Genomic DNA, 26,606 nt, shown 5'->3' with positions numbered 1-26,606 from the left:
ATATTAAATGGGCTTTAGCCCAAATTTCCCTGGTCTCCCCTGGAATCCCATCCCGGCCAAAGAAACCCTTTTAACCTTTTTTAACACAACAAGACCTCATCAATCTTAAAATTTGAATAGATTTGTACCATGAACCTGTAAGTCAGAAGATTTTCAGGGCAAAATAAAATAATCAGTTAATGAAATTTGGAGTTGTAATTTTTCCCGGATCAAACTGTGACGAAGACATAATTTATGTGCTTGAGCAGATCATGGGTCAGGAAGTGGTTCGCTTGTGGCACAAGGACCATAATTTGCAGGGTGTTGATTTTGTTGTATTGCCGGGTGGTTTCTCTTTCGGGGACTACCTTCGCTCGGGTGCAATAGCCAGGTTTTCTCCCCTGATGCAGGAACTTATCCAGTTTGCTAACAAGGGTGGGTATGTATTGGGGATATGCAACGGATTCCAGATCCTGGCGGAAGCCGGATTGGTACCAGGGGCTTTACTTCACAATACCAACCGTAAGTTTATTTGCCGGAACATTCATCTTAAGCCTGCAACAAGCAACAGCCTGATGACGTCCCTGCTGGATCCGGACAAGGCGCTTAAAATTCCAATAGCCCATGGTGAAGGTAATTATTTCGCTGATCAGGATACCCTGAAGAAAATGCAGGATAATGATCAGGTGCTTTTCCACTACTGCGACGAAAACGGAAATATTTCAGAAAGCTCAAATCCGAACGGTTCTGTAAATAATATAGCGGGCGTGTGCAATGTGAACCGGAACGTTTTCGGCCTGATGCCGCACCCGGAACGCGCTGCAGACCCAATCCTCGGTAACCAGGACGGCCTTGGTATCTTCGAGTCTATCCTGAATACGGTCAGCGCTTAATGTCGCAGCTGGTTATTGATATTGGTAATTCACGTACTAAGGTTGCCATTTTTGATGATCGCAGGCTTATTAAGAATGAGATTTTGCCTCACCTGGCAGAAGCCCGGCTTAAAAGTTATATAGGAGAGTACTCCATACAACAAAGTATTATTTCATCAGTTAAAGATGATGTGGGGGCTTTAGAGGATACTCTGGCAGAGAATACAGCTTATACCAGGTTTTCCGCAGAGTTAACAAATGGTATCAAGCTCGAATACAAAAGCCCCGGAACGCTTGGCCTCGACCGCCTTGCCGGGGTAATAGGAGCCAGGACATTATACCCGGAACGGAATTGCCTGGTAATTGATTCCGGGACCTGTATCACGTATGATGCGGTCGATCTGGGAGGCGTTTACAAGGGCGGCAGCATTTCTCCCGGATTAAATATGAGATTAAAAGCCATGCACGAATTTACCGGGCGCTTACCTTTGGTTGAGCTGTCCGATTTTGACGGCCTTTATGGAAATGATACAGTAACATCAATGCTTTCGGGAGTGGTAAATGGCACCCTCGCGGAAGTAACAGGATTTATTGAAAAGTATAAAAATCAATATTCCGATCTGCAGGTCATCCTGTGCGGTGGGGATTCGAAATTTTTTGATAGTAGGTTGAAAAGTAGCATCTTTGCCCACACTTTGAAAACCGAGCCTGATTTGGTACTTATTGGTTTAAACGAAGTTATACATCAACAATGATAAAAATTTTCAAAAGTATATTTCTTTTTACCCTTCTTATCGTCGGGACAAGCGCTACAGCCCAAACGACCTCCAGCTCGCCTTATTCGCAATTTGGGCTGGGCGACTTAAAAGGTGCCCTTCTGCCGCAGACCAGGGCAATGGGCGGTATCAGTATGGGCTACCGTAAACCAGGGTTATATGATAATATCAATATCGCCAACCCGGCTTCTTATTCCACGCTTATATTAACTACATTCGACGTAGGTGCATCAGGCGATCTCAGAAGGCTCAGCAACGCCAGCGGCAAAGGCGCGCGTCAGTTTAACTCTACCCTGAGTCATATAACCTTCGGGGTGCCGGTAAGTAAATCTTCGGCCCTTAGTTTCGGGCTGGTGCCATACAGCGACCTGGGTTACCAGTTTAAGAACTCAGCCGTTCTGGACACCAATAATGTGGAGTATGTATACGGAGGCGAGGGAGGTGTGTCAAAGGCATACCTGGGCTACGGCTTTAAATTAGGCAAGAACCTAAGCCTCGGCTTTAACGCGGGATACCTTTTCGGCAGCCTTAAAGAGAACCGTTCTATCGATTTTCTTGATAAAACCACCGGATACGACCTGGCCGCCTTTAATTCGCGCACCCAATACCAGCACTCCATCGGCGGATTTAGCTTTGACCTGGGTGCCCAGTACAGCGCCAACCTCAGCGACCAGACCAAACTGATCCTTGGCTATACCGCTAATACGGGTAATGAGATTAATTCCCGCAGCGATGTGGTTACCACCCGTTACAGACGAAACCTTCAGGGCGATGAACTTGCAGTTTCTGACAGTACCTATTACTTTAAGGGAGCGAAAAGCAAGATCAATATGCCTTTGACCCATACGGCCGGGTTTGCTTTTGAGAAAACCAATTCCTGGCTTATCGGTGCAGATATTTCCTACAGCAAATGGTCAGACTACAGCGAAGCCAATGTTAACGGCGGTTTAAATGATAGCTATGGCGTCGCCGTAGGCGGGCAGATCACACCGGATGCAACCTCCATCAGCAACTATTGGCAGCTGGTAGACTATCGTCTTGGCCTAAAGTACGACCGCACATTTATCAAGATAAGCGATAACGATATTAAACAATACGCGCTGACCTTTGGATTTGGGTTCCCCCTGCCAAGCAACCGTTCTTCATTCTATAAGATCAATCTCTCAACTGAGATCGGTAAAAGAGGAACAGTGAAAAATAACCTGGTGCGTGATAACTATGTGAATATAAATCTGGGCTTCACACTTAATGATAAGTGGTTCCAGAAAACCTATATTGAATAGAAATGAACTTTCGCCGCCATATACCCTGCCAGCCGGCAGGCCTGGCCGGTGCCCTGCTTATCCTGGCTGCATGCCTTACCGGCTGCGAGAACGACCTGCGGGATATCGAGCAGATATCCTTAAAGAAAACAGCCGTGTTGGTTGATAAAACGACAGGTGTTACGGTGCTTTACAGTGATTCTGCCCAGGTAAAAGCTAAGCTGATCACACCCGAATACCTTCATTACAAGACTCAAAAGCCCTACGTGGAAATGAAAAAGGGCGTGACTATCATTTTTTACGACCCTAATCAGCAGGAATCCAGCAATGTAAAAGCCGACTACGCTATCCGGCGCGAAAATGAAAAATTCGTGGAACTGAAGAGAAATGTAGTTGCAACAAACAACCAGGGTGAGACCTTTAAGTCTGAAGAGCTCATCTGGGATGAAACAAAAGGCCGCTTCTACTCCAATCGCCTGGTAACTATTAACTCTAAAGGCAACGTATTATTTGGCAATAGTTTCTGGGCTAACCAGGATTTTTCATATTATGAGATTGTGCAGTCAACAGGGGATTTGAATTTAACGGAGAAGCAGGGGTTCTGAGAAGTTAAACTGAAAGGTGAAAACTGAAAACTGAAATGGGGCGTCCTTAATATTTTCAGTTTTCAGTTTTCCACTTTCATCCACTAAATTAAGCGGTTACAATTTTATTATACTTTATTTTCAAAATTTGTATCTTGCGCCCTCTTTAAAAAATTATATAAAAATACGGATATGGGAATAATGAGTTTTTTGCGAAACCGGGCGGGGATTATCATCGTTGGGGCTATTGGTTTTGCAATCGTTGCATTTTTGGTAAGTGATGCGGTACAGATGGGAGGATCGTTCATGAATTCAAGCCAAACCGAAGTCGGGGAGGTTGATGGCGAGGCTATTCCAGTGCTTAAGTTCAACGAGCAGGTTGAGATGAATACCAACAATTTCAAGCAGCAAATGGGACAGAGTACCCTGGATCCGCAGATGACCTCTTATATTGTTGAGAATACCTGGAACCAGTCCGTTTCCAGGATACTTATGGATAAAGAAATTGCACGTTTAGGATTGCAGGTAAGCAAGAATGAGCTCAACGACCTTATTACCGGTAAAAACCCGGATCCCCAGATCCTTCAGAATTTCGGCGACCCGCAAACCGGGCAGCTTAACCGTGTCCAGCTGAACGCCTTTCTTGATAACATCAAAACCCAGCCGGCGAACAGCCCGGTCAGCGCTCAGTGGACGGCCTTCCTATTAAACATCCGTGAGAACAGGTTAGCACAGAAATATAATAACCTGGTTAAAAACAGTCTTTATGTAACCTCCCTCGAAGCGAAGGAAGATTATATCCAGCGTAATAAACTGGCTAACTTTAAATATGTGAACCTGGAATATGCATCAATTCCTGATGCCCAGGCTAAGATCACCGACCAGGATTATAAAGACTATTATAACGAAAACAAATACCGTTTCAACAATCAGCAGGAAACCCGGACGTTCGAGTACGTCGTATTCGATGCGAACCCATCGAAAGCAGATTCCGCCGAGACAAAAGCTATTGTAGAGAAGACTGCTGCCGAATTTAGGGCAGCTACCAACGATTCTTTATTTGTAAGCATTAATTCAGAAACAAAACTGCCTGTCAGTTATGTTCGCAAGGGCCAGCTGGAGGCTGAATTGGATTCAGCTGTATTTGCTTCCTCTAAAGGAGCTTTCATCGGTCCGGTATTTTCTAACGGACAATATAAGATGGCGAAGGTACTTGATATTAAGAACAGCCCTGACTCCGTAAAGGCCAGCCATATCTTGTTTAATCCTGCTACCGAAGGTGGTATTGATAAAGCAAAGGCAAAAGCCGACTCGGTTGCGGGCCTGCTGGCGAAAGGAGCCAATTTTGCAGAACTAGCGGCAAAGTTTGGAACCGACGCTACTAAAGATAAAGGAGGCGATCTCGGAACTTTCGCAAGGGGCGCTATGATCCCGGCTTTTGAAGAGCCGGTTTTCAATGGCAGTGTAGGAGATATTAAAGTTGTTACCACCCAGTACGGGGTTCACGTGATCAAGATCACCGGGCAGGTTGGCTCATCCAGAGTTGCAAAAGTTGCCATAGTTGATAAATCAATGGCAAGCAGCAGTAAAACACAGCAGGAAGCCTATTCAAAAGCTACTGCATTTTTGAGCACAGCTGATGATGCCGCATCGTTTGATGAGGCCGCTAAAAAAGCGGGCTACTCTAAACTTATCGCCGAGAATGTAGTGGCCACCCAGTCATCGATCCCGAATCTTGATAATCCAAGGGAAATGATCCGCTGGGCTTTTGGCGCGGATAAAGGCGATGTTTCAGAACAGGTATTTGAGATGGGTAATAAATTTGCCGTAGCAAAAGTGGTTGATGTTTTCGAAAAAGGAACTCTGCCATTGGAGCAGGTTAAGAAGCAAATTGAAACCCCTGTGCGTAATAAGGTAAAAGCAAGAATGCTTCTTGAGAAAATGAATGCAGCGCGTAATGGTGCGTCTTCTATTGACCAGGTAGCACAAAAGGTGGGGCGCCCGGTTACGCCGGCGCAGAATATCGTATTTGCGAACCCTGTAATTCCGGGCATTGCCCAGGAGAATAAACTTGTAGGTGCAATATTTGGGTCACAGCAAGGTAAATTATCACAGCCTGTGGAAGGCGAGAGCGGTATCTACGTATTCGTCGTAGATGGCTTCAGCAACCCTGCACCCCTTACTAACACGTTTAAACAAAAGGTTCAGGTGGCTCAGACGCTGATTCAGCGTGGTCCTGGCGAAGCTTTCAAAGTTCTGCGCGATAAGGCAGAGATCAAGGACAACCGGGTTAAGTTCTTTTAAGCGCTTAATTCCTTAACTTTGTAACCGGAAGTGATGTTTATATCGCTTCCGGTTTTTTGTTGGGAGAAGGATTAAACGCAGAGAGCGAAGGTTTTCGCAGAGGACGCAAAGGCTATCGCCGGATGGCCAGGCAGCCACTTTGCGTTCTTCGCGTGTACTTTGCATCCTTTGCGTTAAAACAATTTTGCGTTTCAAACACGCTTGGGTTTAAGCATTAGAAATGGACATACAAGAAAACATAGTCAATAAAGTTGCCCAGAGCGGCTTAGTCAGCTTTGATTTGGCGGAGCTATATCCTCAGGGCGAGCGGGTGCTTTATGATATTAAGGACAATCTCTTTCATGGCCTGATCTTAAGGGAGAAGGATTTCAGGGAGTTTGTCAGGGAGCACAACTGGGACCAATATGCCGGTAAACATATTGCGATCACCTGTACCGCCGACGCCATCGTGCCTACCTGGGCATATATGCTTCTGGCAAACCGCCTGGCTCCCGTAGCAAAGACGGTCGTTTTCGGCGACCTCAAACTGCTGGAAACTATTCTCTTTGAACGGGAACTGGAGAAGCTGGATATTGAAAAGTACCGCGATCAGCGCGTGGTGATCAAAGGATGCGGTGAAATTGCAGTTCCTGAATCCGCCTTTATCGACCTTACTGTAAAGCTTACAAATGTTTCTAAAAGTATAATGTACGGAGAGCCTTGTTCGACGGTGCCGATTTATAAAAGGAAGGATTAGTAATTGACAATTGAAAACTGAAAGCTGAAAGTGGACTAAACGCGTGCAGGAAGCTCGTCTCTCGGTTCTCGTTTCTCGCAACTCACATTGGTTTACTTTTTGTATCATAAGCTCCATGAAATATAGATTATTGGTTATTCTGCTGCTTGTATGCATTTCGGGATCCTACGCCCAGGGGCTTCAGAATGTGAAGGAACCGGTATTCCAGGTTGGCGAGCAGCTTAATTACAAGCTCCGTTACGGATTCATTACTGCGGCCGAGGCGAGCATCCGGGTAGAAGACACCGACGTTAAATTCGATAACAAGCCCGTTTTCCACCTCGTAGCCGAGGGCCGGACGGCCGGATCGTTCAACGTATTCTATAAAGTAAGGAACAGGTATGACTCCTATATCGACCGGAAGGAACTGACGCCCTACCTTTATACCGAAAATATCCGTGAAGCGAACTACAGGCGCACCGACAGGGCAAGGTTTTACCAGGACCAGAAGAAGATCGTGTCGAACAAGGGAACTTTTAAGGGCGACGGACAAACGTTTGACGTAGTCTCGGCCTATTATTTCGCCCGCAGCATTGATATGTCAGACCTGCGGATAGGCTCTAAATTCAGCATGAACTACTTCCTTGATGACGGGGTTACCAAACTGGAGGTACAATATGTAGGCAAGGAAAGAGTTAAAACAGCATTGGGTTACTTCAACTGCTTAAAGTTCAGTCCCTCGATACAGCCTGGTAGGATCTTCAGAAAAGATAGTAAACTGTACCTTTGGATCACGGATGATGGCAACCGCATCCCGGTAAAGGCACAGGTAGAGATCCTGGTAGGATCTGTCACCCTGGAGTTGATGTCGGCAAAGGGTTTGAAGTACCCGCTTGCGGTGGGGAAGTAGTTAGTATTTAGTAAGGAGTAGTTGGTAAATGGTGATCAGTAAATGGTAAATGGGGACTAGTAAATGGTAAATAATAAATAGTAATCAGTGAATAGTAAATAGTAATCAATAAATATTTTCGTCTCCGCCCAGACGTAAAACGTAAAACGTATCACGTACAACTCAAATGATCCAGGTCCAGAACACCCTTGTCCACGAAGACGTAATTAAAGAGAACTTTGTCTGCAATCTCAGCAAATGCAAAGGAGCCTGCTGCATAGAGGGAGATTCAGGCGCGCCGCTGGAAAGATCTGAGCTGGCGGTTCTGGAGGAAATTTACCCCCTGGTGAAGCCCTACATGACAGAGAAGGGCATTGACGCTATCGAAAAGTCTGGAACATGGGTCAGAGATTTCGAAGGCGACTACACTACTCCCTGTGTGGATACGAATAAGGAATGTGCCTACGTAACCTGGGAAAACGGCATCACTAAGTGCGCCATCGAAAAAGCCTACGAGCAAGGCATTATCTCCTGGCAAAAGCCTATTTCCTGCCACCTTTACCCAATCCGGATAACCAGTTACCCAGAATTTGACGTACTCCATTACGACCGCTGGAACATCTGCAGTGATGCCTGTTCGTTCGGTAAGGAGCTGAAGGTATCGGTGCATGAATTTTTAAAGGGACCACTGATCAGGAAGTATGGTGAGGAGTGGTATGAGGAGCTGAAGACGGAGGTTGAAAGCCTGAGGGACGCCTGAATAAAGTCCTGTTACCCCGCCAAAAAACTATAGACCAAATAACCGGCGCCGCTTAAAAATATCGCTGCAAATCCGCCGAATGCTATTTTACGCAGCTCAGTGCTCCCCAAAGCGATCACCAGGATAAACTTGACCAGGGTATTGGACATTGCGGCGATCAGAATGGTATTGATCGCCAGCCGGGATGACTCCTGCGCAGTCCCCATTTTAGCCATGGACAGGGTAATGGCATCCACATCCGTTATGCCCGAAACAGCCCCCGCCAGGTACGTCCCCTTATCCCCGAATTGCTCGCCGCTGTACATAACCAGCCATTGGATAAGCGCATACAAGAGGGCAAATTTAACGGCAGTACCCAGATCAAGCGGATTTTTAAGAGGAAGATCCGTCTTCCCGGTTTTCACCTTTTTAAACCTGTAGATCAAAAAGGCCGCCCCGAAGCCTGCCAGGGATATGACCGTCACCGGCAGCCATAGCTCCCGTGCCAGTTGGCTATTGATCACATACACCTCGAACAGTATCCTCGGGAACATGATCGTGCAGGCGCTGATAATCCCCATGGCATAGTAAAAGGAGGAAGCCCCGGATCCGGTCTCCCTGCTCTTGCGGGAAAAGGCCAGTGCAACTGATGTGCTGGAGACCAGGCCGCCCACAATTCCCGCCAGCAGGGTGCCTTTATTCCCGAGGATCTTGGCGATCATATACCCCAGTAAACTTGTGCCCGATACCAGCACCACCATTTTCCAGATCTCCCTGAGGTTCCATAACCGGTAGGGACCGAAATCATCATCCGGCAAAAAAGGAATGACCAGGGCAGACATCACCACAAAGAGAATGATGGCGAGCAGCTCGTTACGGTTCAGCTTGCTGGCAAACCAATGCAACGATGGCTTGAAAGCAAGCAGCAGCATCATCACGACCATCACAATAAGTGCAAACAGGATGAATTTTAAAAACACCACCGCGCCCAGCACAAAGGTGATGATCAGGGCAATTTCTGATGTCCCTCCTTTATTACCCCGACCGCCTGAAATTTGAAAATAGGATACGATCACAAAAGCGAACAGGCAGAACAGCGCCACTCCAAACAGCCATTCACCAAAATGAGCTGCCAGAACAGCGGTCAGGAAGCCCAGCATAGCTACCATCGAGAACGTGCGCACCCCGGCAAATTGTTCTTCTCCCTCTTTTACTTGTTTGGAGAATTCTCTTTCCAGGCCTATCAAAAAGCCGATACCCAGGCTGATGGCCAGCCCTGTAAGCTGGTCCGGCGAAATAGTACTTGTATCTAACAACCGTTCATTCATGGGTTTGAAGGAGAGTTTAAATGAGAATTGGATAAATTAGGTTAAATATAACATAAGTAAGACATGGTAAGTTTCTACTTCTGTGTGATCGCAGCATACTTGGCTTCTTCATCGCGGGTCCGGCTAAAACTTATCCTTATAACAAGTTGTTATTCAGTATACTTAGTCATGAAAAAGAAAGACGGGCTGGATTATTTTGAAAAAGAGTGGAAGGAGCTGCAAAGGAGTCTGAAAGCATGGTATAACGATGAGGAACCCGAAGACCTGCACCGCTTTCGCGTCCAGGTTAAAAAGCTGCGCGCCTTCATTACCCTGGCGGAAAGCGATAGAGATAAGCACCCGCTTAAAAAACGCTTTAAACCCGTTCGCCGCATTTTTAAAAGAGCGGGCGAGATCCGCGACGCCTACCTGCATGTTAACATGATCCGGGACATGAAGCTCGGCCGCATGGATATACTTAAAGAACAGTGCGAGATACAGAACAAAGCCGGGAAAGAATTCGAAGCCTGCAAGAAAGACTTTTTCAAAGATCTGAAGGAAAGCCACAGATCCTTAATCAAAAAGATCCGGTCAATAAATGACGCTCACATCATCCGGCATTACAACCTGCTATTACAACAAATCGCGAAGCGCCTGGTTAACCCCAAATTTGATAACGAACTTCATGGCTGCCGTAAACTGCTGAAGAGCCTGATCTATAACTACAAGCTCGCGCAGCCGGTTATCGATCCTCCCATTAATGAAGATTACCTGCAGGATATCCAGGCCGCTATCGGTGAGTGGCACGACCAGGCGATGGTGATCGACTTTTTTGACCGGCGCGGCGTAAAACACCAGGCTGCAATTATCGGTCTCAAAAAGCAGGAGCAGAAGCTGAAAGCAGCGGTGCGTAAATTGGGGAAGGATTTTTACCAGCGGGGCCAGAATAGTCAAAGCTCGAACCCCCAAAAGTGAATGAGAGAAGAGTTTTAGCAGGGAGCCTCGCCCGGAGTGCAAATAATCAATGAAATGAGGATCACCTGCCTATCCATTATTGTCCGGTTTAATTGGATCTGGCAATTGGATACCTTCTAGCAGACTGTCCAACCGCTCATACAGGCTGATAATGTTTTCTTTCTCGACCTGGCTCAACTCGCTAAAGCCATCGGTAACCGTAGCGGTAAACCATTTCCATAGTATTTCTTTAGCGCTCTCGTGGCTGTAAAAGTCGAAAAATTGTTCAGCTTCCGGGGACCTGAATATCGGTTGCTTTTCAGAGAGGTTCATATATACTGCGATAGGTAAGTCAAGATTATCTTTCGAATGCAGTGTGATATTCAATCACAATGCAGGGAAATATTGAGATATTAAAAATATATAATCACGTTGACATACACAAAATATTTACAAATAAACTTGTATAGAATAGATATATAACATACTTCAATTTGTTATGTGCGCAAATATTTTGATGAAGCTTCTGCGAGGCAAATTGGAGAGCGGATAAGAGCGTTCCGAAAAGATCGCGGCTATAGCCTGGAGGATATTTCAGCTATGACGGGCTTCAGCGTTAATACAATTTCGTCCATTGAAAATGGGGGTGATACTTACCTCAGCTACTGCATCGCTATCTGCCGGGCGATAGGCGTGGAGCCTGCGGAATTATTCAAAATAGAACTGGATCTCAAACCCCGCTTTGAGCTTCCGCCCGATCGTCGCAGTCGTGCACTCACCACCCACCGTGTAAACCAGCTTTTCGAATCCGGCTTTTTCGAAACACCCAAACTCGTTGTTTCTGTCCTCGAGGAGTTTGAATCGACATATGGCATTCAGCCGGAGTCTTCTGAAGTTTCAACAGCTCTTAAGAAACTTTCAAGCGAGGGAAGACTTCAATATACTAAGGTTGGGAGAAGGAATTTGTATGTGAAAAAGAAGTGATAAATTTCTCAGATTAAGCAACCGCAATCTCACCCGCATGAATGCTGGTAGAAAAGGTACAGCTCAGACCTTGCCGGAAAAGGCTCCCTGTATTCCTTTATTGTATTTTCCCATTGTTTCAAATTTTAAAGGGTTAAAAAACTATACTGTTGTAAATGGACAGCACAAACGTTGGGAGAAGTGTTGGTGACTTGAAATTTTGGAACGAATTGACACGAATTGAATCGGTATAACACACTTGAGACCTACGCATCAGTAAATCAACCCTGCTGCGGATCGGTGATCCGGAAAGCTTTATTTACAGCATCGTGGAAAACAGCCCTGACCTCTTCGGGGTCAAATGTTTATAGAAATAACTCAAGTATGTTTTCCGACCCTGGAGGCGGTCGCATATAAAATCTTATCACATACGACCACCCCTAACGGCGTTCACCGGGATCCGTTATATCCCAACTTCCGGTGCACTGCCTGCACCCGATGACCTGTTTTTTCATATCGGGTTTTAATGGGATGATGTCATGTTTCCGACGAACCGATGCCAGGAGGATTATTATTGCTACGATCGTTACGGTTAATTCTTTCATAGGATTTGATGGATTGTTTATAATGGTTCGTTAGCATTCTTTTGCTGTGTGAGCCAGCCCTAAGTTCCCTGCGGCTGGCCGGTCATGATCATCTTTTTCTGAAGCGACCACCATTGCATATACACGTTCCAGCGCAATAACTCCGTCCATCAGGATCATCCCTGTAGTACAAATGCGTTGAACCACCGGGAAAATACCGGCGATTAAAGTGATCATTGCGAGGAATTGTCCTTTTGAATAATGCCCTTCAATAACTAAAAAAGAGCTATAGATGATAATGCCGGCAAAAAAGACGGCACCCATGATCTCAAACTTCAATGAAAGTTTTCTCACAATAGTTGAGAATTTTTCAGACGAGCCCACAAAGTCGTAAAAGCCTCTGCGGTCGAGATCAAAATTTGTATCCGGGCCCCTTTCCTTCAGATCATTAACCGCGGAGATCAATATATTATCGGTGCGGCAGAAATCAGCGGTAAGGCGCTGCTGGTGTTCTTTAAGGCCATCAGCACTGTGAAATGCCAGGGCAATGGTGAGAGCGATAAAAATAATGATCGAGATGGCAACGGGTATGGAATAGGAGAATACAAAACCGGTTACAGCGATCAGCATGACCATGTCAATAAGTATGAGGCTTACGGCAGTGGAAAAGGCAAACTGGATATTCTGCGTATCATTAAAGCGGACTACCATATCGCCCGTTGTTTTGCTGTTAAGGAAATAATCCGGGAGCTTTTGCAGATGGCGCGTAAATTCGCGCACCAGATTGCTGTTAAAGTCTTTGACCATAGCAATGACGATCTGCTGGCGATAACTGACAATAAAACTCCGGACAATAAACAGGGTCGCGAGCATTACGAGTCCGGTGATCATATACTGGTAATTTCGCACGGGCAGGATCTTGTCGGTTAAAACCTGGAGATAAATAGCCAGACTAAGACCCATAACTGCGGTTAGCAGGCCTAAAAGTGTTACCAGGGCCAATAGAAATTTCTCATAGTGAACCAGCGACAATAACCACCGCCATTTTCCATTGCGGCCGGCTTCAGCTGCATTTCCATCAGGAAGGAGTAACAGTCCGGCACGACTCTGCCAGCGCTGGTCAAGCTCGCGGGAATTTATTTCCCCGACACCTGTGGCAGGATCGCCGATCAGATAGGTCTGATTCCGTTTGTTGTAGGAGTAATAAACGATGAAGTGATTAGATCCACTGGAGTTAACCGTATGGAGTATAACCGGGCTGGTCTGATCGTGAAGATCATCGGGGCTCATCTGTAATCCGCGGGCAGTGAAGCCGGCCTGCTGTGCAAATCTTTTCAGGTCCAGCATGGTCAACCCCCAGCTTTTGGCTTTTGTACAGGCACTTATCGCTGAGTAATCGATCCTCACATTAAAGTACCATATCACAGACATCAGGCAGGCAATTCCGCAGTCCTGGCGATCAACCTGCCGGAAAAAAGAATTCCTGATCCGCTTGTTTTTGAGCCATGTCATATCCGCCGGGTTAACTTGGATTAAGCATGACAGTGAAATAGCTTGCAATGAGCGTCCAGACGAACAGGCCTGGCAGATAGGAGATCAATACGATTTTGATCATCTGATCAAAATCATTCTTAAGAAGCTTATAAAATAAATATGATAGCATTAAAATGTAGATCAGCTCAAAAGCATTCAGGAGCTGGAGAGGATATGTTATTGCAGCAGGAATAGAGCTTCCGGAAAAGACGGAGTGTATTGACAGGGGATAAAATGCCGCCCATTGATCCAGGCCTGTGGGAGGATAGATGATAAACCAAGCCACCTTGATCGCAGCGGGGATTAAAAAGACCAACTCGGCCAGGCACACTATTCTGAAAATCGACTGATAAGAAACCTTGATCTCATTTAAGTAAAATGTAGTGTAGATCAATAAGGCGATCAGGCTATATTTAAGTAACAATAAGAGAACTGAAGCGGTATAAAGGAGAAGTTTGAGCTTTGGAGACGTGTTTAGCAGTACCGTTTCCCAATTAAGCCCGCTATTAGCTACGGCCTGCTCATAAAAATTTGCATTGAGGATAAAAGTGTCGGCAGTATATACTAATAAAAACAACACTGCTATGTTCAGGGGGAAGAGCACAAAAGGATTGAAGGCAAATTTACTAGTCATTATCATCGGCTTAGTACAACAAAATTGAACTAAGGCTCCGACTCAACCTATAACCTGAGATTGTAATTTATAACCCTACGTTATTGTTTATACCAATGTTTTTTATATGATTATTCCGGAAGACAATTATATCACCTATTCGCTTTTAGCGATTATTTTGGCTGTAAGTCTCTATGCGATCGCCTACAAAAAGGCTTTTCAGGCTTTGATTCTGCATCCCGCTAGTGTAATACACAAAAAAGAGTATTATAGGATATTCTCATCTGTACTGGTGCATAATAATACAGCGCATCTGGCAATTAACATTCTCATGCTGTACGTCTATTGCTCAGGGCTTGAAGAATCCGGGCCGCATCCAAGACGATTAACACTAGCTCTAACAATCATAAGCAGCCTTCTTATGGGGCACCTGGCGTCCCTATTTATTTATCGAAAAGACATGACATATAGCTCTGCAGGAGCGAGTGGAGTTGCAATCGGATGTATGTGCAGTTATTTGATACTACACCCATTGGAAAATCATGTTTCTTTACCGTTTGCCGATAATATCCCCAACATCTATTCTGCGGTTGGGTATTTGATGATAATATTACTTTATACCAAAAAGTTCAATAAGGGGGAAATTGACTATGGTATTCACGTGGGTGGCGGCCTGGGAGGAGCAGCCACGTCTATAATTATTCATCCGAAGATGATAACTGATATAATATAAGGGGTCAAGTTATGACCCCTCATAATTTTTACCACCAGGCCAGACAATTTGGCCCGGTGGCTGCCGCTGCAGCACCGATTATTGCGCCTACCCCACCAAATAATCCCCCGACGGCGGCCGTTGTTACAACGGAAGTTAAACAATTGCTAGCTGCGCCGGGCAGCTGATCCAATTCTTCATCAGACATGACTCTCATAACAGATCAATTAGATTTCTTCTCACCATTAAGAATTAGGGCTAAAATCTTGAGATAAAGACATCGAAACTATAACCTGAAGTTGTAAATTAGTCGCTGAGGTTATAGGAATTTCGAATTTAAATACCTATGGAAGAAATTAAGATTTGCGAAGCAATACGAATACGGCGTCAGCGGAAGGGCATCAGCCAGGATGCCATGGCATTCTATTTAAATATATCACAGGCCGCCTATTCAAAGATGGAAAATGGAGAAACCGAAATCAAGATCCCCCGGTTATACGACATCGCCGATATTTTAGAAATTTCCGTTTTTGAACTTTTACCGAAATCCAAGTATGGTACCGGGATCAATATTTTCGGTTTGAAAGGTGCTCTACGAAAATTGAGAAATTTTTTTACTTTCAAGAGCCGTAAGCGAAATACGGAACCAGGTGAGTAAATCCCATAACTTATACGGATATTTATAAACCTGTGGTTATAGCTACCGATCCTTAGGTGCCAATTTTAATGGAGAATATGGCGATCGCCTTTCCTATCTAACCGAACTAGCGTCGAAAGGAAAGCTCTCTTCCCTTCGCCAGGCGGCATCACTTTTTGATTGGTGCTGGAGGCGGTCGTGTAGGGAAGCGGGAAAGCGAGAAGCAGTTCGAGACCATCAGCCCATTTCACAACCCCGGCCGGGTGACGTCTTCGGGCTTTATTTTCCTGAGAAAAAGCGCATAGCTCATGTAGGTTTTGTGGATCAGTGGGACGGCACCTGGGTGTTACTATGTAAGGAAATACGAATGGGGCGGAAGGATCCCTCGCTTCGCCCGGGATGACGGACGATGGGGTGTACAGAAAGAGGCTGGTGGGGTCGGTGTATAAGGTGGCAAAGGGGACTTGCACGGGGACCTCCGGGGGAGTGGAGAGTTGAGAGCGGCTGGGGCGGCATGCTGCATTTTTCTAAAACCGCATAAAAACCGCAAATTTTTCTAATTGCCGCTTCACAGCCTAAGCACTGCTTTAACACAGAGATAACACTATCTAAGCACTGAGATAGTTTAACGTTAAACTTGCGGCAATTAGCGTTTTTTCCTGAGTTTTCAAGGAACTCGCGGTTTTTCCGCTTAAGTTTCACTAACGTTTGAACAAACATATTACTCTTCTAGAAGTTATACAGGAAAATATATTATGCCTTCTAACCTTGTCCTTGAAAGCTGTAAAACGCTTGCAGATAATAATCTCACTATCACGTTTGCCGAGAGCGCTACGGCAGGAAGCCTTTGTGCTGCCTATGCGATGGCGCCCGAATCGGGTAAAGTTCTTAAAGGCGGGATCGTGTGCTATGATGCTATTCTGAAGGAACATATCCTTCGTATCCCGCCCGGTCTCATCAGGAAATATACCCCCGAATCAGCAGAAGTTACCGAGCAGCTTTGCAGGAAATTAAAGAAACTGATCAATGCAGAGGTTTATGTAGCCGTAACCGGTCTTACAACCCCCGGCGGTAGTGAAACGCGCGAAAAGCCTGTGGGCACGATGTTCATCCACATGTTGTGGGAAGAAAAAAGCATCGGTCTCAGGGAAGTATACCGGGGTAATCCGGAGGAAATAATCAATCAGGCCATCGACCGGGTTGCGCGGATGACATTGGATTTAATGAGGGACTTGAAAAAGAAGAACTGAAAACTGAAAACTGAAAACTGAAAACTGAAAATTGAAAAAGCTGAAAACTGAAAACGGAGATACATCTTTAAGAACATTCTCAAACATTTCCCATTTCCCATTTCCCATTTCTCATTTCAATTTTCAGTTTACTCCTTTTCCCTTATCGCCTTAAACTCCGAGCCTTCTTTCCACTTCGGCATGGTAGTCTCAAAAGCGAGGCGTTTGCCTACGAGGAATAAGAGCTTCAAATCGTCCAGTCCGCCGGCAAACGTCCACGTAGCCGGGTCATATTCATCAGAGGGGCGGTGATAATGTTTCTCGCGGTATTCTGCAGCTGTCTTCTCGCCATAGCCTTCCTCTTTGCCAATAACGTTTACCCCGCGCGAGGTATATAAAGCAGGAACGCCCACCTTCGCGAAGTTGAAATGGTCTGAGCGGTAATAATACCCTGCTTCAGGGTGGGTTTCAAAAGCCAGTACACGTCCTGCCTTTTCCGCTTCAGTTTTGAGGTAATCTTCCAGTTCCGACTGTCCCTCACCAACCGTTACGATATCGCGGGTAGTTTCAAATGGGTTCAGCCCGTCGATATTAATATTGGCTACTGTATTGGCTGCGGGGTATACCGGGTTTTGGGCATAATAGGCCGAACCCCATAAACCCTGTTCTTCCGCAGTAACCGCGAGCATGATCACTGTACGTTCGGGTTGGGTTTTCAGGCTTTTAAACGCGCGGGCAAGTTCTATAAGACTTGCAGTGCCACTGGCATTGTCGAAGGCGCCATTATAGATGGAGTCCGCAGTTTCATCAGCCGTACCTACTCCCAGGTGATCCCAGTGCGAGGTGTAAACGATCACCTCGTCGGGCCTCTTGCTGCCCGTGATCTTCCCGATAACGTTAAACGACTTATTGAATGTGGTTTCTACTTTCATGTTTGTAGAAAGCCTCAGGTTTAATGACGATCCTTTAAAGCCCCGCTTATCAGCTTGCGCAAAGAAACTGGTGCTGTCCATACCGGCAGCGGCCACCAGGCGTTTAGCCGCCGGAAGAGATACCCAGCCATTTATGTCGGTATATGGTTTTGCCTTGCTGCGGTCGTCTAACCGTAGCTTTGATGCATTCCAGTTATTCTGAACAACCGAGAAAGGATAGCTGGCACCCTCCGTAGTATGAACGATCAGGCAGCCCTTTGCTCCCTGGCGTGCTGCCTCTTCGAATTTATACGTCCAGCGACCATAATAGGTCATTGTTTTTCCTTTAAAGAGGGTTGTATCTCCGGCAGCGAAGCCGGGGTCGTTAACCATTACCAATACGACCTTGCCTTTTACATCTAATCCGGCATAATCATTCCAGTTATGTTCAGGTGCAACAACACCATATCCGGCAAATACAAGCTCGTCATTATTCAGGCTGACCTTGTCGGTGATCTTATCTGTCCATATCACATAGTCGGCAAAGCCTTTCAGGCTGAAGCCTCCTTTCGGCGACGATACCCTCATCTGAGGATCGGCATAGGTCTGTATATTTACCATCGGCACTTCCTGCAGATAACTGTCTCCGTTTCCGGGCTCCAGGCCAGCCTCCTTAAATTGGCTTTGCAGGTAAGCGATGGTTTTAGTCTCTCCCGCGGTGAAGGGCTTACGTCCCAGCAGTGAATCATGTGCAAGCCGTGAAACATGAAGCCTGATACTGTCAGCACTTAGCGTAGCCAGTCCGTCTTCATCAACTGCTGTAGGCCTGCTCTGATTGCAGGCTGTGAAAATAATCAAGGCAGCCAGTGCAAAGTATCCCAGGTTTGATTTCATAGAATTGTTTATTTTAATGTAAAGCAAGGTTTTGTCGTATTACCTGGCTATGTAACTAGTTTTTAAAAGCACTCCTGACAGGCTTTCCCACCCACACCGATGGTTGCTTTAATTTAAGCATGGCGGCTATAGTTGCTGCCGTGTCGTAAGTCATTATACTTTCTGTAACCTCGAAGTTCTTCTTTACCTTTAAGCCCTTCATTATCCAGGGTATCTGCATCTCATTCATGGAAATTGATCCATGACCTTTATTTACCCCGCCGTGGTCGGCGGTGAATAAAACTACCGTATTTTTCTCTATTCCGGCATCTTTAATACTCTGTAAAATAGACCCGATATGTGCGTCGGTCCGTTCAACCGCCTGATAATATTCGGGTGTGTCATGCCCGACAGTGTGGCCAACACTATCCACATCATGCAGATGTATAAACAGAAAGGTTGGTTTACTTTTTTTGATATAGTCGGTTGCTGCCTTTGTTACTGCAATATCTCCGTCCGGGTTCTGGTCGTGATTTACTGCAGCTTTAGGGAAAAGATAACCGATGCCGCTCCACTCATAGATCACCCCCATCTCTTTTTGTGCATCGGATCTGCGAAGGAGTGTATATATACTCGGGAACATGCTATATTCATCAAGCTCGCGCGCAGGCATATCGGGTTTCTGGCTTCCCCATGTTGTATAGCCATGGAGCTCAGGACCGGCACCCATAACCATTGACGCCCAGTTCGGTGCACTGGAAGATGGCAGAACAGTTCGGGCGTTCAAAGACCAGGACCCTTCCAGCATCATAGCCCGCAGGTTCGGCACTTTTGCCTTCTTAAAAGCATACGCTCCAAACCCATCAGAACCGATCAGTACTACGTGTTCTATCTTTTGGCCGTTGGCTTGCCTGGCAGATAAATTGGCCAGGATCAATACAATGAAAATTCTGAGTATCTTATTCATTAGCCCGGTTGATTGTTAACAGATCAATTTTACAAAAAAATAATTAAGGCGCATATTAATATAAAATGCCGCGCAGACTCTCTGTGCGCGCCTTGCATTTGCTTACTACATTTAAGAAGTCTAATTTTGCGGTCTAAAAATCAAAACTATGGCTGTTGAAAGAGGACCGGTTTCCCGTTTTATTGAAACAAATTACCTTCATTTTAATTCTGCTGCGTTAATGGATGCAGCTAAAGGGTATGAAACTCATCTGGACGAAGGAGGTAAGATGATGATCACCCTTGCAGGGGCAATGAGTACCGCAGAACTGGGCATTTCACTAGCTGAGATGATCCGTCAGGATAAGGTGGCTATTATCTCCTGTACAGGTGCAAACCTTGAGGAGGATATCATGAACCTGGTTGCACATTCTCATTACAAGCGAGTGCCTAATTATCGTGATCTTAGTCCGCAGGACGAGTGGGATCTTCTTGAGAACCACTATAACCGGGTAACCGACACCTGTATTCCCGAGGAGGAAGCTTTCAGGAGACTGCAGAAGCATATCTATAAGATATGGAAAGATGCTGATGATGCCGGCGAAAGATATTTCCCGCATGAGTTCATGTATAAGATGTTATTGAGCGGCGATCTTGAGCAGTATTATGAAATAGATCCCAAGAACTCATGGATGCTGGCGGCCGCTGAAAAGAACTTGCCGATTGTTGTTCCGGGATGGGAAGACTCAACCATGGGGAATATATTCGCATCTTATGTGATGAAAAAGGAGATCAAGGCGCTTACCATGAAGAGCGGGATCGAGTATATGGGCTGGCTGGCCGACTGGTATATCGCAAACTCCGGAGGTAAAGGAATCGGCTTCTTCCAAATTGGCGGCGGTATAGCTGGCGATTTTCCAATCTGCGTGGTGCCTATGCTGTACCAGGACATGGAAATGGAAAATATTCCCTTCTGGAGCTACTTTTGCCAGATCTCTGATTCGACCACTTCCTTTGGCTCGTATTCTGGGGCAGTTCCTAATGAGAAGATTACCTGGGGCAAACTGGATATTCATACACCTAAATTTATAGTTGAATCTGATGCCACGATTGTTGCACCCTTGATCTTTGCGTGGGTTTTAAGGCAATAGCATTTTGTTTTAATAATGGCAATAAAGTTTATAAGCTACTTTCACTAACATGTTTGCTTGCAAGTTAAGTAATTGATAATGAGCGAGTATATGTTTAGTTTAGAACGATTATAAATTACTAATATTGGTCATGATAATGTCATGGTTAAGCGAATAAAACCTACTTTTGTCATCGAAAATGACGCCTGTCACAAAACGGGCTGATTTCTATCATACAATTCAATTTTAGCATTAAATACGCGATATGAGAAGCATCTCATTGTTTTTTAGAAGTGTTACAAAGTCTCTGTTACTGGTTTCCTTCCTGACTGCAGCTGTTAGTTCAGCTAACGCACAGGACGCGGCAGCTGGTGCAGCGATCTTTAAGCAAAAATGTACGGCTTGCCACGCCATCGGGAAAGTTGTTGTTGGTCCTGATTTGAAAGGTATCAATGATCGCCGTAGTGAGGAATGGCTGCTTAAGTGGATCAAGAACGCCCCTGCCCTGATCGCTTCCGGTGATCCCGATGCAAAGGAGGCTGAGAAATTCTCCCCTGCAATGATGTCGGCTTTTCCGGAGTTAACGGATGATGATATCAAAGGAATTCTTGCTTATGTAAAGGCAGAGGAAACCAAACCGGCGGCGGCTGCTGCTGGCACAGAAGCCGGGGCTGCTGCAGAAGGAGGTTCAGGTGAGATAAGCAACTTTATGATCTTCGGGCTTATTGCCGTGATCATTATTGCTTTCATCGTGATTGTGGTTCTGAACCGTGTGATCCGTACCCTTGAAAGGGTGATGCTCGAAAAGCAGGGAGTAGTGGTTGAAGACGAAGATGCAGTATCAGGAGACCGCCTTGCTGGCCTTAAGCAGCTAAGCAAGAACAAGAAGTTTATTTTGTTCATAGTTCTTTTGGTGGTTATTGCCCTTGGTTCAGCCGGATGGATGGGCATGTGGGAAACCGGTGTGCATACGGGTTATCAGCCGGTGCAGCCGATCAAGTTCTCTCACCAGCTTCACGCAGGCTTAAATAAGATCGATTGCCAGTACTGTCACACAGGAGCATTTACTTCTAAGAATGCCTCTATACCATCCCTGAATGTTTGTATGAATTGCCATAACTATGTTACAGCATCAGATAAATATGATGGTAAGACTTCTCCTGAAATCCAGAAGATCTATCACGCCCTTGATTATAACGAAACTACCAAGCAGTATGGTAAAAATACCAAGCCGGTTGAGTGGATCCGTATCCATAACCTTCCTGATCTTGCCTACTTTAACCACTCACAGCACGTTGCGGTAGCAGGAATTGAGTGCCAGAAATGTCACGGCCCGATCCAGACGATGGAAGAGGTTTATCAGTATTCACCGCTGACAATGAAGTGGTGTGTTAACTGCCATAAGGAGACCGAGGTTAACCACAAGGATAATCCGTACTACGACAGGCTTATTGCTGCTCACGATAAACTGAAAAAAGGTGAAAAAGTGACAGCAGCGGTGCTGGGTGGTTTGGAATGTAGTAAGTGCCATTACTAAGAATAGAATTTTAAGAAAACATACGTATACAGTTATATAGCTTACATGGAAAGCAATAAGAAATACTGGAAAGGTTTAGAAGAGCTGCAGAATACCAAAGATTTCGTTGAAAAGAACAAAAACGAATTCGCTGAATCACTTCCTATGGAAGAGGTTCTGAATGAAGCTGGCTTGAGTACCGTAACTCCACGACGCGACTTCTTAAAGGCGCTGGGATTTGGTTTGGGTGCAGTAACCCTGGCAGCCTGTCAGAAGACTCCTGTTCATAAATCAATTCCTTACTTAGTTAAGCCGGAAGAGATCGTACCGGGTATTCCAAATTATTATACTTCTACTTTTAACGGTCACAGCGTTCTGGTTAAAACCCGTGAGGGCCGTCCGATTAAAATTGAGGGAAATCCTAATTGTATCCTTAGCAGGGGTGCGCTGGATGCTAAGGGGCAGGCGTCTGTTCTTGATCTCTATGATGTATCAAAACTAAAAGGGCCGGTTCTTAACGATGCAGATGTTTCATGGGCTAAAATAGACGAGTTTGTTAAAGCCGAGCTTTCTAAGGTTGGCGGCAAAAGTATCCGTATCGTTTCATCAACGGTAAACAGTCCTTCGACTAAGGCAGTAATTGCCGACTTCATTGCAAAATATCCATCAGCCAAGCATGTTCAGGTTGATGCGGTTTCTTATACCGGTATTATAAAAGCTAACGAAGCGAGTTTCGGGAAAGCCGTTCTTCCAAGATACCGCTTCGACAATGCTGACGTAATTGTGAGCTTTGGTGCGGACTTCCTGGGAAGCTGGATATCTCACGTTGAGTTCAATACACAATACGCTTCGAAGAGAAATGCTGCTGCTTTGAAAGGCGGAAAGATGTCGCGCCATATACAGTTCGAGGCAGGTATGAGCTTAACAGGAACAAATGCTGATGCACGTATTCCTTTAAAGCCATCTGAAGAAGGTATAGCACTGCTTAATTTATACGCTGCGCTTGGTGGAGCTGTGTCAGGTGTTAAGAAGCTTACAAACCAGAAAGCTGATACAGCCATATTACTCGCGGCTAAAGAATTAACTGCAGCCAAAGGCCGTAGCCTGGTAGTGTCAGGATCGAATGATGTTTCAGTTCAAACTGTGGTAAATGCTATTAACTCCCTTCTTGGAAGTTATGGTTCAACGATTGATCTGGACAATCCTTCTTATCAGTACACAGGTATCGATTCTGATTTCGTGACTTTGGTGAGTGAAATGAATAGCGGTTCTGTTGGCGCTGTGTTCTTCCTGAACAGTAATCCTGCTTACGAGTATGCTGATCCGAAAGCATTCACAGAGGCACTTGCAAAAGTTGCTCTCCGCGTATCATTCGCTGATCGCAAAGACGAAACAGCATCTCTTTGCCAGGTAATTGCACCTAACCATCACTACCTGGAATCATGGGGCGACTCAAATCCGGTAGAAGGTTACTATACTATTGCGCAACCTACTATCAATCCTGTTTACAATACCCGTAATGCGGAGCAAGGTCTTTTGATCTGGTCTGACAACGCGGTTCAGGATTACTATCAATATATTCAGAATAACTGGTCTAAATCCGTTCTTCCTCAAAGCGGCATCAGCTGGAAAGAGCTTTTACAGAAAGGATCAGTAACGATGGCCCCTAAAACAGGTGGTGCTTATAGCTCTGCAGGTAATGTGGGTGCTGCGGTAGCTGCAATTGTAGCTGAGAGTAATGCTCTTGCAAAAGCCGGCGACAATGCGGTTGAGCTCCAGGTGTATGAAAGCACTGGTATTGGAGATGGTAAACTGGCAAATAACCCTTGGTTACAGGAGTTACCTGATCCGGTTTCTAAAGTTACATGGGATAATTACGTAGCTATCGGTCCGAAATACGCTGAGCAGTTGAGTATCGGAGAAAACGATATGGTAACTGTTAAAACTGATAAGTACGAAGTTACCTTGCCGGTTCTTATGCAGCCGGGACAAGCTTCCGGAACAGTATCTATCGCTGTTGGTTACGGACGCACCATGGCAGGCAAAGCTGCTGCTGAAGTTGGTAAAAATGCCTATCCGTTCATGAGACTGGTTAACGGCACGCTTCAGGGCAATGCTGCTGCAACGATATCCAAGGCAGGCGGAATATATGAGCTTGCACAGACGCAGACCCACCATTCTATTGAGGGCCGGAATATCGTTCGTGAAACTACTTTAAAAGACTACCTAAAAGATCCGAATGCCGGAACAGGCCACCGTCATATCAATCATGCAGAACTTTGGCCTGAATACGAACAGCCGGGTCACAGTTGGGTTATGGCTATTGACCTTAACGCTTGTACCGGTTGCGGAGCATGTATCGTTGCTTGTAATGCAGAAAATAATATTCCTGTTGTAGGACGGGATGAAGTTCGCAAGCGTCGTGAGATGCACTGGCTGCGGATTGACCGTTATTACACCATTAATGACTCGGGTGCTAAGGTAACAAAGCACAAGGAGATGGATGATCTGGAAAGCATGGATAATGTATCTGTGATCCACCAGCCAATGTTATGCCAGCATTGCGACCACGCGCCATGTGAAACAGTTTGTCCGGTATTGGCGACCGTCCACTCTTCGGAGGGATTGAATCAAATGGCTTACAACCGTTGTATCGGAACAAGATATTGTGCGAATAACTGTCCGTATAAAGTGCGTCGTTTCAACTGGTTTAACTACTGGAATGATTCACGTTTTGATAACTACATGAATAATGAGTTTACACAGCTTGTGTTAAACCCGGATGTTACCACCCGTTCACGTGGGGTAATGGAGAAATGTTCAATGTGTGTTCAGCGTATCCAAACTGGCAAGCTTCAGGCAAAACTTGATAAGCGTACATTGAAAGATGGCGACATTAAGATGGCTTGTCAGCAGACCTGCCCTACAAATGCGATCATCTTCGGTGATGGAAACGATCCTAATTCTGAAGTATCGAAAGCATTGAAGAGCGAGCGTACCTATTATGTACTTGAAGAGATCAATACAAAGCCAGGTATTGGATATCAAACAAAAGTTAGAAATACTGTAGAGGTTTAATACAAGAAATTCAATAAAGATATGTCATCTCATCACGAGTCTATACTTAGAGAACCCTTAGTAACCGGTGAAAATATTACCTATTCAAAGGTCACCGAAGATATATTGGTTCCTGTAGAAAATAAACCTAATAAAGCCTGGTGGATCGGATTCACCGTTTCGGCAATTGGAGCTGCTCTTTGGGTATTTGCAGTTAGCTGGACATTCTGGTTCGGTATCGGCGAATGGGGACTGAATAAAACTGTGGGCTGGGCTTGGGACATCACCGGTTTCGTATGGTGGGTTGGTATCGGTCACGCAGGGACGCTGATCTCCGCAGTACTTTTACTCTTCCGTCAGAACTGGCGTAACTCCATTAACCGTTCAGCTGAGGCGATGACCATTTTCGCCGTTATCTGTGCCGCCACTTACATTATATCGCACATGGGCCGCCCGTGGATGTTTTACTGGGCGTTACCACTACCCAACCAGTTCGGTTCCCTTTGGGTGAACTTTAACTCTCCGCTGGTATGGGATGTATTTGCGATCTCCACTTACTTCTCAGTGTCATTGGTGTTCTGGTATACAGGTTTGCTTCCTGATATCGCTACTATCCGTGACCGTGCAACAGGCCTGCGCCGCCGTATTTATTCTATCCTTTCTTTCGGTTGGAATGGATCGGTTAAGACATGGCAACGTTTTGAGCTGGTTTCACTGATCCTCGCGGGTGTATCTACACCGCTGGTACTTTCAGTGCACACGATCGTATCGATGGACTTTGCAACATCACTGGTTCCGGGATGGCACACTACGATCTTCCCTCCATACTTTGTGGCCGGGGCGATCTTCTCAGGTTTTGCGATGGTGCAGACCTTATTGCTGGTAGCACGTAAGGTGATGAATTTCGAGAACTACATCACGATGTTCCACATCGAATCGATGAATAAGATCATCATCCTGACGGGATCTATTGTTGGTGTGGCTTATCTTACCGAGCTTTTTATTGCATGGTACTCAGGGGTTGAATATGAGCAGTTTGCTTTCCTTAACCGGGTTAGTGGTCCATACTGGTGGGCTTACTGGAGTATGATGACTTGTAACGTATTTACACCACAGATCTTCTGGTTTAAGAAAGTACGTACAAGCATTGCCTGGTCATGGATCCTTTCCATCATCGTGAACATAGGTATGTGGTTTGAGCGTTTCGTAATTATCGTGACCTCGCTTCACAGAGATTATTTGCCGTCAAGCTGGGTTATGTTCTACCCAAGCTGGGTTGACGTATGTGTGTTCGTTGGATCGATCGGGTTGTTCTTTACCCTGTTCCTGTTATTCCTTAGGGTATTGCCTGCAATTGCAATGGCTGAGGTTAAGTTATTGCTGAAGAGCTCAAGTGACCAGGCTAAGCAAAAGCTTATCCGGGAGGGAGTAGTCGATCCTGGGCAGGCTGCCTACTATCAGGAGTCTCTTGAAAAATACGATAGTGTTTCACCCCGTGTTGCGGAATACGAAAAAGCATAAA

The 26,606-nt window shown here is 45.6% G+C and carries 24 protein-coding genes; 17 read left to right on the top strand and 7 right to left on the bottom strand.

Annotated features, from left to right (window positions below; translation table 11 throughout):
• Positions 1–179 precede the first annotated feature (179 nt).
• The 8 genes from purQ to P2W76_RS01770 all read left to right on the top strand — a co-directional run bounded on the left by purQ (position 180) and on the right by P2W76_RS01770 (position 8,141).
• Positions 180–872 (top strand): phosphoribosylformylglycinamidine synthase subunit PurQ, encoded by a 693-nt coding sequence (purQ, locus tag P2W76_RS01805; RefSeq protein WP_276345755.1) that lies wholly within the window; start codon positions 180–182, stop codon positions 870–872.
• Complete coding sequence (locus P2W76_RS01800) at positions 872–1,606, top strand: type III pantothenate kinase (protein ID WP_276345754.1); 735 nt, start codon at positions 872–874, stop codon at positions 1,604–1,606. The genes purQ and P2W76_RS01800 overlap by 1 nt, the downstream gene beginning before the upstream one ends.
• Positions 1,603–2,910 (top strand): hypothetical protein, encoded by a 1,308-nt coding sequence (locus tag P2W76_RS01795; RefSeq protein WP_276345753.1) that lies wholly within the window; start codon positions 1,603–1,605, stop codon positions 2,908–2,910. The genes P2W76_RS01800 and P2W76_RS01795 overlap by 4 nt, the downstream gene beginning before the upstream one ends.
• 2 nt (positions 2,911–2,912) lie before the next feature.
• Positions 2,913–3,494 (top strand): LPS export ABC transporter periplasmic protein LptC, encoded by a 582-nt coding sequence (gene lptC / locus P2W76_RS01790; protein WP_276345752.1) that lies wholly within the window; start codon positions 2,913–2,915, stop codon positions 3,492–3,494.
• A gap of 171 nt (positions 3,495–3,665) precedes the next feature.
• Positions 3,666–5,777 carry a SurA N-terminal domain-containing protein gene (locus tag P2W76_RS01785; RefSeq protein ID WP_276345751.1) on the top strand — a complete coding sequence of 704 codons (2,112 nt, stop codon included), beginning with the start codon at positions 3,666–3,668 and terminating at the stop codon, positions 5,775–5,777.
• 220 nt (positions 5,778–5,997) lie between these two features.
• Positions 5,998–6,513 (top strand): DUF2480 family protein, encoded by a 516-nt coding sequence (locus P2W76_RS01780; RefSeq protein WP_276345750.1) that lies wholly within the window; start codon positions 5,998–6,000, stop codon positions 6,511–6,513.
• 115 nt (positions 6,514–6,628) lie between these two features.
• Positions 6,629–7,402, top strand: coding sequence for a DUF3108 domain-containing protein (locus tag P2W76_RS01775; protein ID WP_276345749.1), 774 nt, complete (start codon positions 6,629–6,631; stop codon positions 7,400–7,402).
• A 166-nt stretch (positions 7,403–7,568) separates the two neighbouring features.
• Positions 7,569–8,141, top strand: a complete 573-nt coding sequence (locus P2W76_RS01770) for a DUF3109 family protein (RefSeq protein WP_276345748.1) — start codon at positions 7,569–7,571, stop codon at positions 8,139–8,141.
• Positions 8,142–8,152: 11 nt separating this feature from the next.
• Here P2W76_RS01770 and P2W76_RS01765 read toward each other — a convergent pair whose 3' ends face one another.
• The gene (locus tag P2W76_RS01765) at positions 8,153–9,448 is read right to left on the bottom strand and encodes an MgtC/SapB family protein (protein ID WP_276345747.1); all 1,296 of its coding nucleotides are present in this window, start codon (positions 9,446–9,448) and stop codon (positions 8,153–8,155) included.
• A 168-nt stretch (positions 9,449–9,616) separates the two neighbouring features.
• Here P2W76_RS01765 and P2W76_RS01760 point away from each other — a divergent pair, with 168 nt between their 5' ends.
• Positions 9,617–10,402 carry a CHAD domain-containing protein gene (locus P2W76_RS01760; RefSeq protein ID WP_276345746.1) on the top strand — a complete coding sequence of 262 codons (786 nt, stop codon included), beginning with the start codon at positions 9,617–9,619 and terminating at the stop codon, positions 10,400–10,402.
• 69 nt (positions 10,403–10,471) lie between these two features.
• Here P2W76_RS01760 and P2W76_RS01755 read toward each other — a convergent pair whose 3' ends face one another.
• Positions 10,472–10,714, bottom strand: coding sequence for a hypothetical protein (locus P2W76_RS01755; RefSeq protein WP_276345745.1), 243 nt, complete (start codon positions 10,712–10,714; stop codon positions 10,472–10,474).
• Positions 10,715–10,882: 168 nt separating this feature from the next.
• Between P2W76_RS01755 and P2W76_RS01750 the strand changes: the two genes are divergently transcribed.
• Positions 10,883–11,365, top strand: coding sequence for a helix-turn-helix transcriptional regulator (locus tag P2W76_RS01750; protein WP_276345744.1), 483 nt, complete (start codon positions 10,883–10,885; stop codon positions 11,363–11,365).
• Between the two features lie 614 nt (positions 11,366–11,979).
• Here P2W76_RS01750 and P2W76_RS01745 read toward each other — a convergent pair.
• Together P2W76_RS01745 and P2W76_RS01740 are read right to left on the bottom strand one after the other, a co-directional pair.
• Entirely contained in the window at positions 11,980–13,440 is a 1,461-nt protein-coding gene (locus P2W76_RS01745) for a cysteine peptidase family C39 domain-containing protein (RefSeq protein WP_276345743.1), read from the bottom strand.
• Positions 13,441–13,450: 10 nt separating this feature from the next.
• Positions 13,451–14,095 carry a hypothetical protein gene (locus P2W76_RS01740; RefSeq protein ID WP_276345742.1) on the bottom strand — a complete coding sequence of 215 codons (645 nt, stop codon included), beginning with the start codon at positions 14,093–14,095 and terminating at the stop codon, positions 13,451–13,453.
• Positions 14,096–14,201: 106 nt separating this feature from the next.
• On the opposite strand from P2W76_RS01740, the gene P2W76_RS01735 reads away from it, so the two are divergent.
• Positions 14,202–14,807, top strand: a complete 606-nt coding sequence (locus tag P2W76_RS01735) for a rhomboid family intramembrane serine protease (RefSeq protein WP_276345741.1) — start codon at positions 14,202–14,204, stop codon at positions 14,805–14,807.
• A 28-nt stretch (positions 14,808–14,835) separates the two neighbouring features.
• On the opposite strand, the gene P2W76_RS01730 is transcribed toward P2W76_RS01735, so the two are convergent.
• Positions 14,836–15,003 (bottom strand): hypothetical protein, encoded by a 168-nt coding sequence (locus P2W76_RS01730; protein ID WP_276345740.1) that lies wholly within the window; start codon positions 15,001–15,003, stop codon positions 14,836–14,838.
• Between the two features lie 129 nt (positions 15,004–15,132).
• Between P2W76_RS01730 and P2W76_RS01725 the strand changes: the two genes are divergently transcribed.
• Together P2W76_RS01725 and P2W76_RS01720 are read left to right on the top strand one after the other, a co-directional pair.
• Positions 15,133–15,444, top strand: a complete 312-nt coding sequence (locus tag P2W76_RS01725; protein ID WP_276345739.1) for a helix-turn-helix transcriptional regulator — start codon at positions 15,133–15,135, stop codon at positions 15,442–15,444.
• Positions 15,445–16,178: 734 nt separating this feature from the next.
• The gene (locus tag P2W76_RS01720) at positions 16,179–16,673 is read left to right on the top strand and encodes a CinA family protein (RefSeq protein WP_276345738.1); all 495 of its coding nucleotides are present in this window, start codon (positions 16,179–16,181) and stop codon (positions 16,671–16,673) included.
• Between the two features lie 128 nt (positions 16,674–16,801).
• On the opposite strand, the gene P2W76_RS01715 is transcribed toward P2W76_RS01720, so the two are convergent.
• Positions 16,802–18,457: a M28 family metallopeptidase gene (locus P2W76_RS01715; RefSeq protein WP_276345737.1), complete on the bottom strand. Its 1,656-nt coding sequence runs from the start codon at positions 18,455–18,457 to the stop codon at positions 16,802–16,804.
• A 55-nt stretch (positions 18,458–18,512) separates the two neighbouring features.
• Positions 18,513–19,403, bottom strand: a complete 891-nt coding sequence (locus P2W76_RS01710) for an alkaline phosphatase (protein WP_276345736.1) — start codon at positions 19,401–19,403, stop codon at positions 18,513–18,515.
• Positions 19,404–19,551: 148 nt separating this feature from the next.
• On the opposite strand from P2W76_RS01710, the gene P2W76_RS01705 reads away from it, so the two are divergent.
• The 4 genes from P2W76_RS01705 (at position 19,552) to nrfD (ending at position 26,605) form a co-directional block, all read left to right on the top strand.
• Positions 19,552–20,532 carry a deoxyhypusine synthase family protein gene (locus tag P2W76_RS01705; RefSeq protein ID WP_276345735.1) on the top strand — a complete coding sequence of 327 codons (981 nt, stop codon included), beginning with the start codon at positions 19,552–19,554 and terminating at the stop codon, positions 20,530–20,532.
• 244 nt (positions 20,533–20,776) lie between these two features.
• The gene (locus P2W76_RS01700) at positions 20,777–22,048 is read left to right on the top strand and encodes a cytochrome c3 family protein (protein ID WP_276345734.1); all 1,272 of its coding nucleotides are present in this window, start codon (positions 20,777–20,779) and stop codon (positions 22,046–22,048) included.
• A 45-nt stretch (positions 22,049–22,093) separates the two neighbouring features.
• A complete protein-coding gene (locus tag P2W76_RS01695; RefSeq protein ID WP_276345732.1) occupies positions 22,094–25,105 on the top strand; it encodes a TAT-variant-translocated molybdopterin oxidoreductase in 3,012 nt (1,003 codons plus the stop codon).
• Positions 25,106–25,126: 21 nt separating this feature from the next.
• Complete coding sequence (gene nrfD, locus P2W76_RS01690) at positions 25,127–26,605, top strand: NrfD/PsrC family molybdoenzyme membrane anchor subunit (RefSeq protein WP_276345731.1); 1,479 nt, start codon at positions 25,127–25,129, stop codon at positions 26,603–26,605.
• Position 26,606 lies beyond the last annotated feature (1 nt).

The sequence above is a fragment of the Daejeonella sp. JGW-45 genome (assembly GCF_029360805.1).
Lineage (GTDB): Bacteria > Bacteroidota > Bacteroidia > Sphingobacteriales > Sphingobacteriaceae > Daejeonella.
Note: the sequence above shows the minus strand (reverse complement) of the source record. Positions and strands in the feature narration are given on the sequence as shown.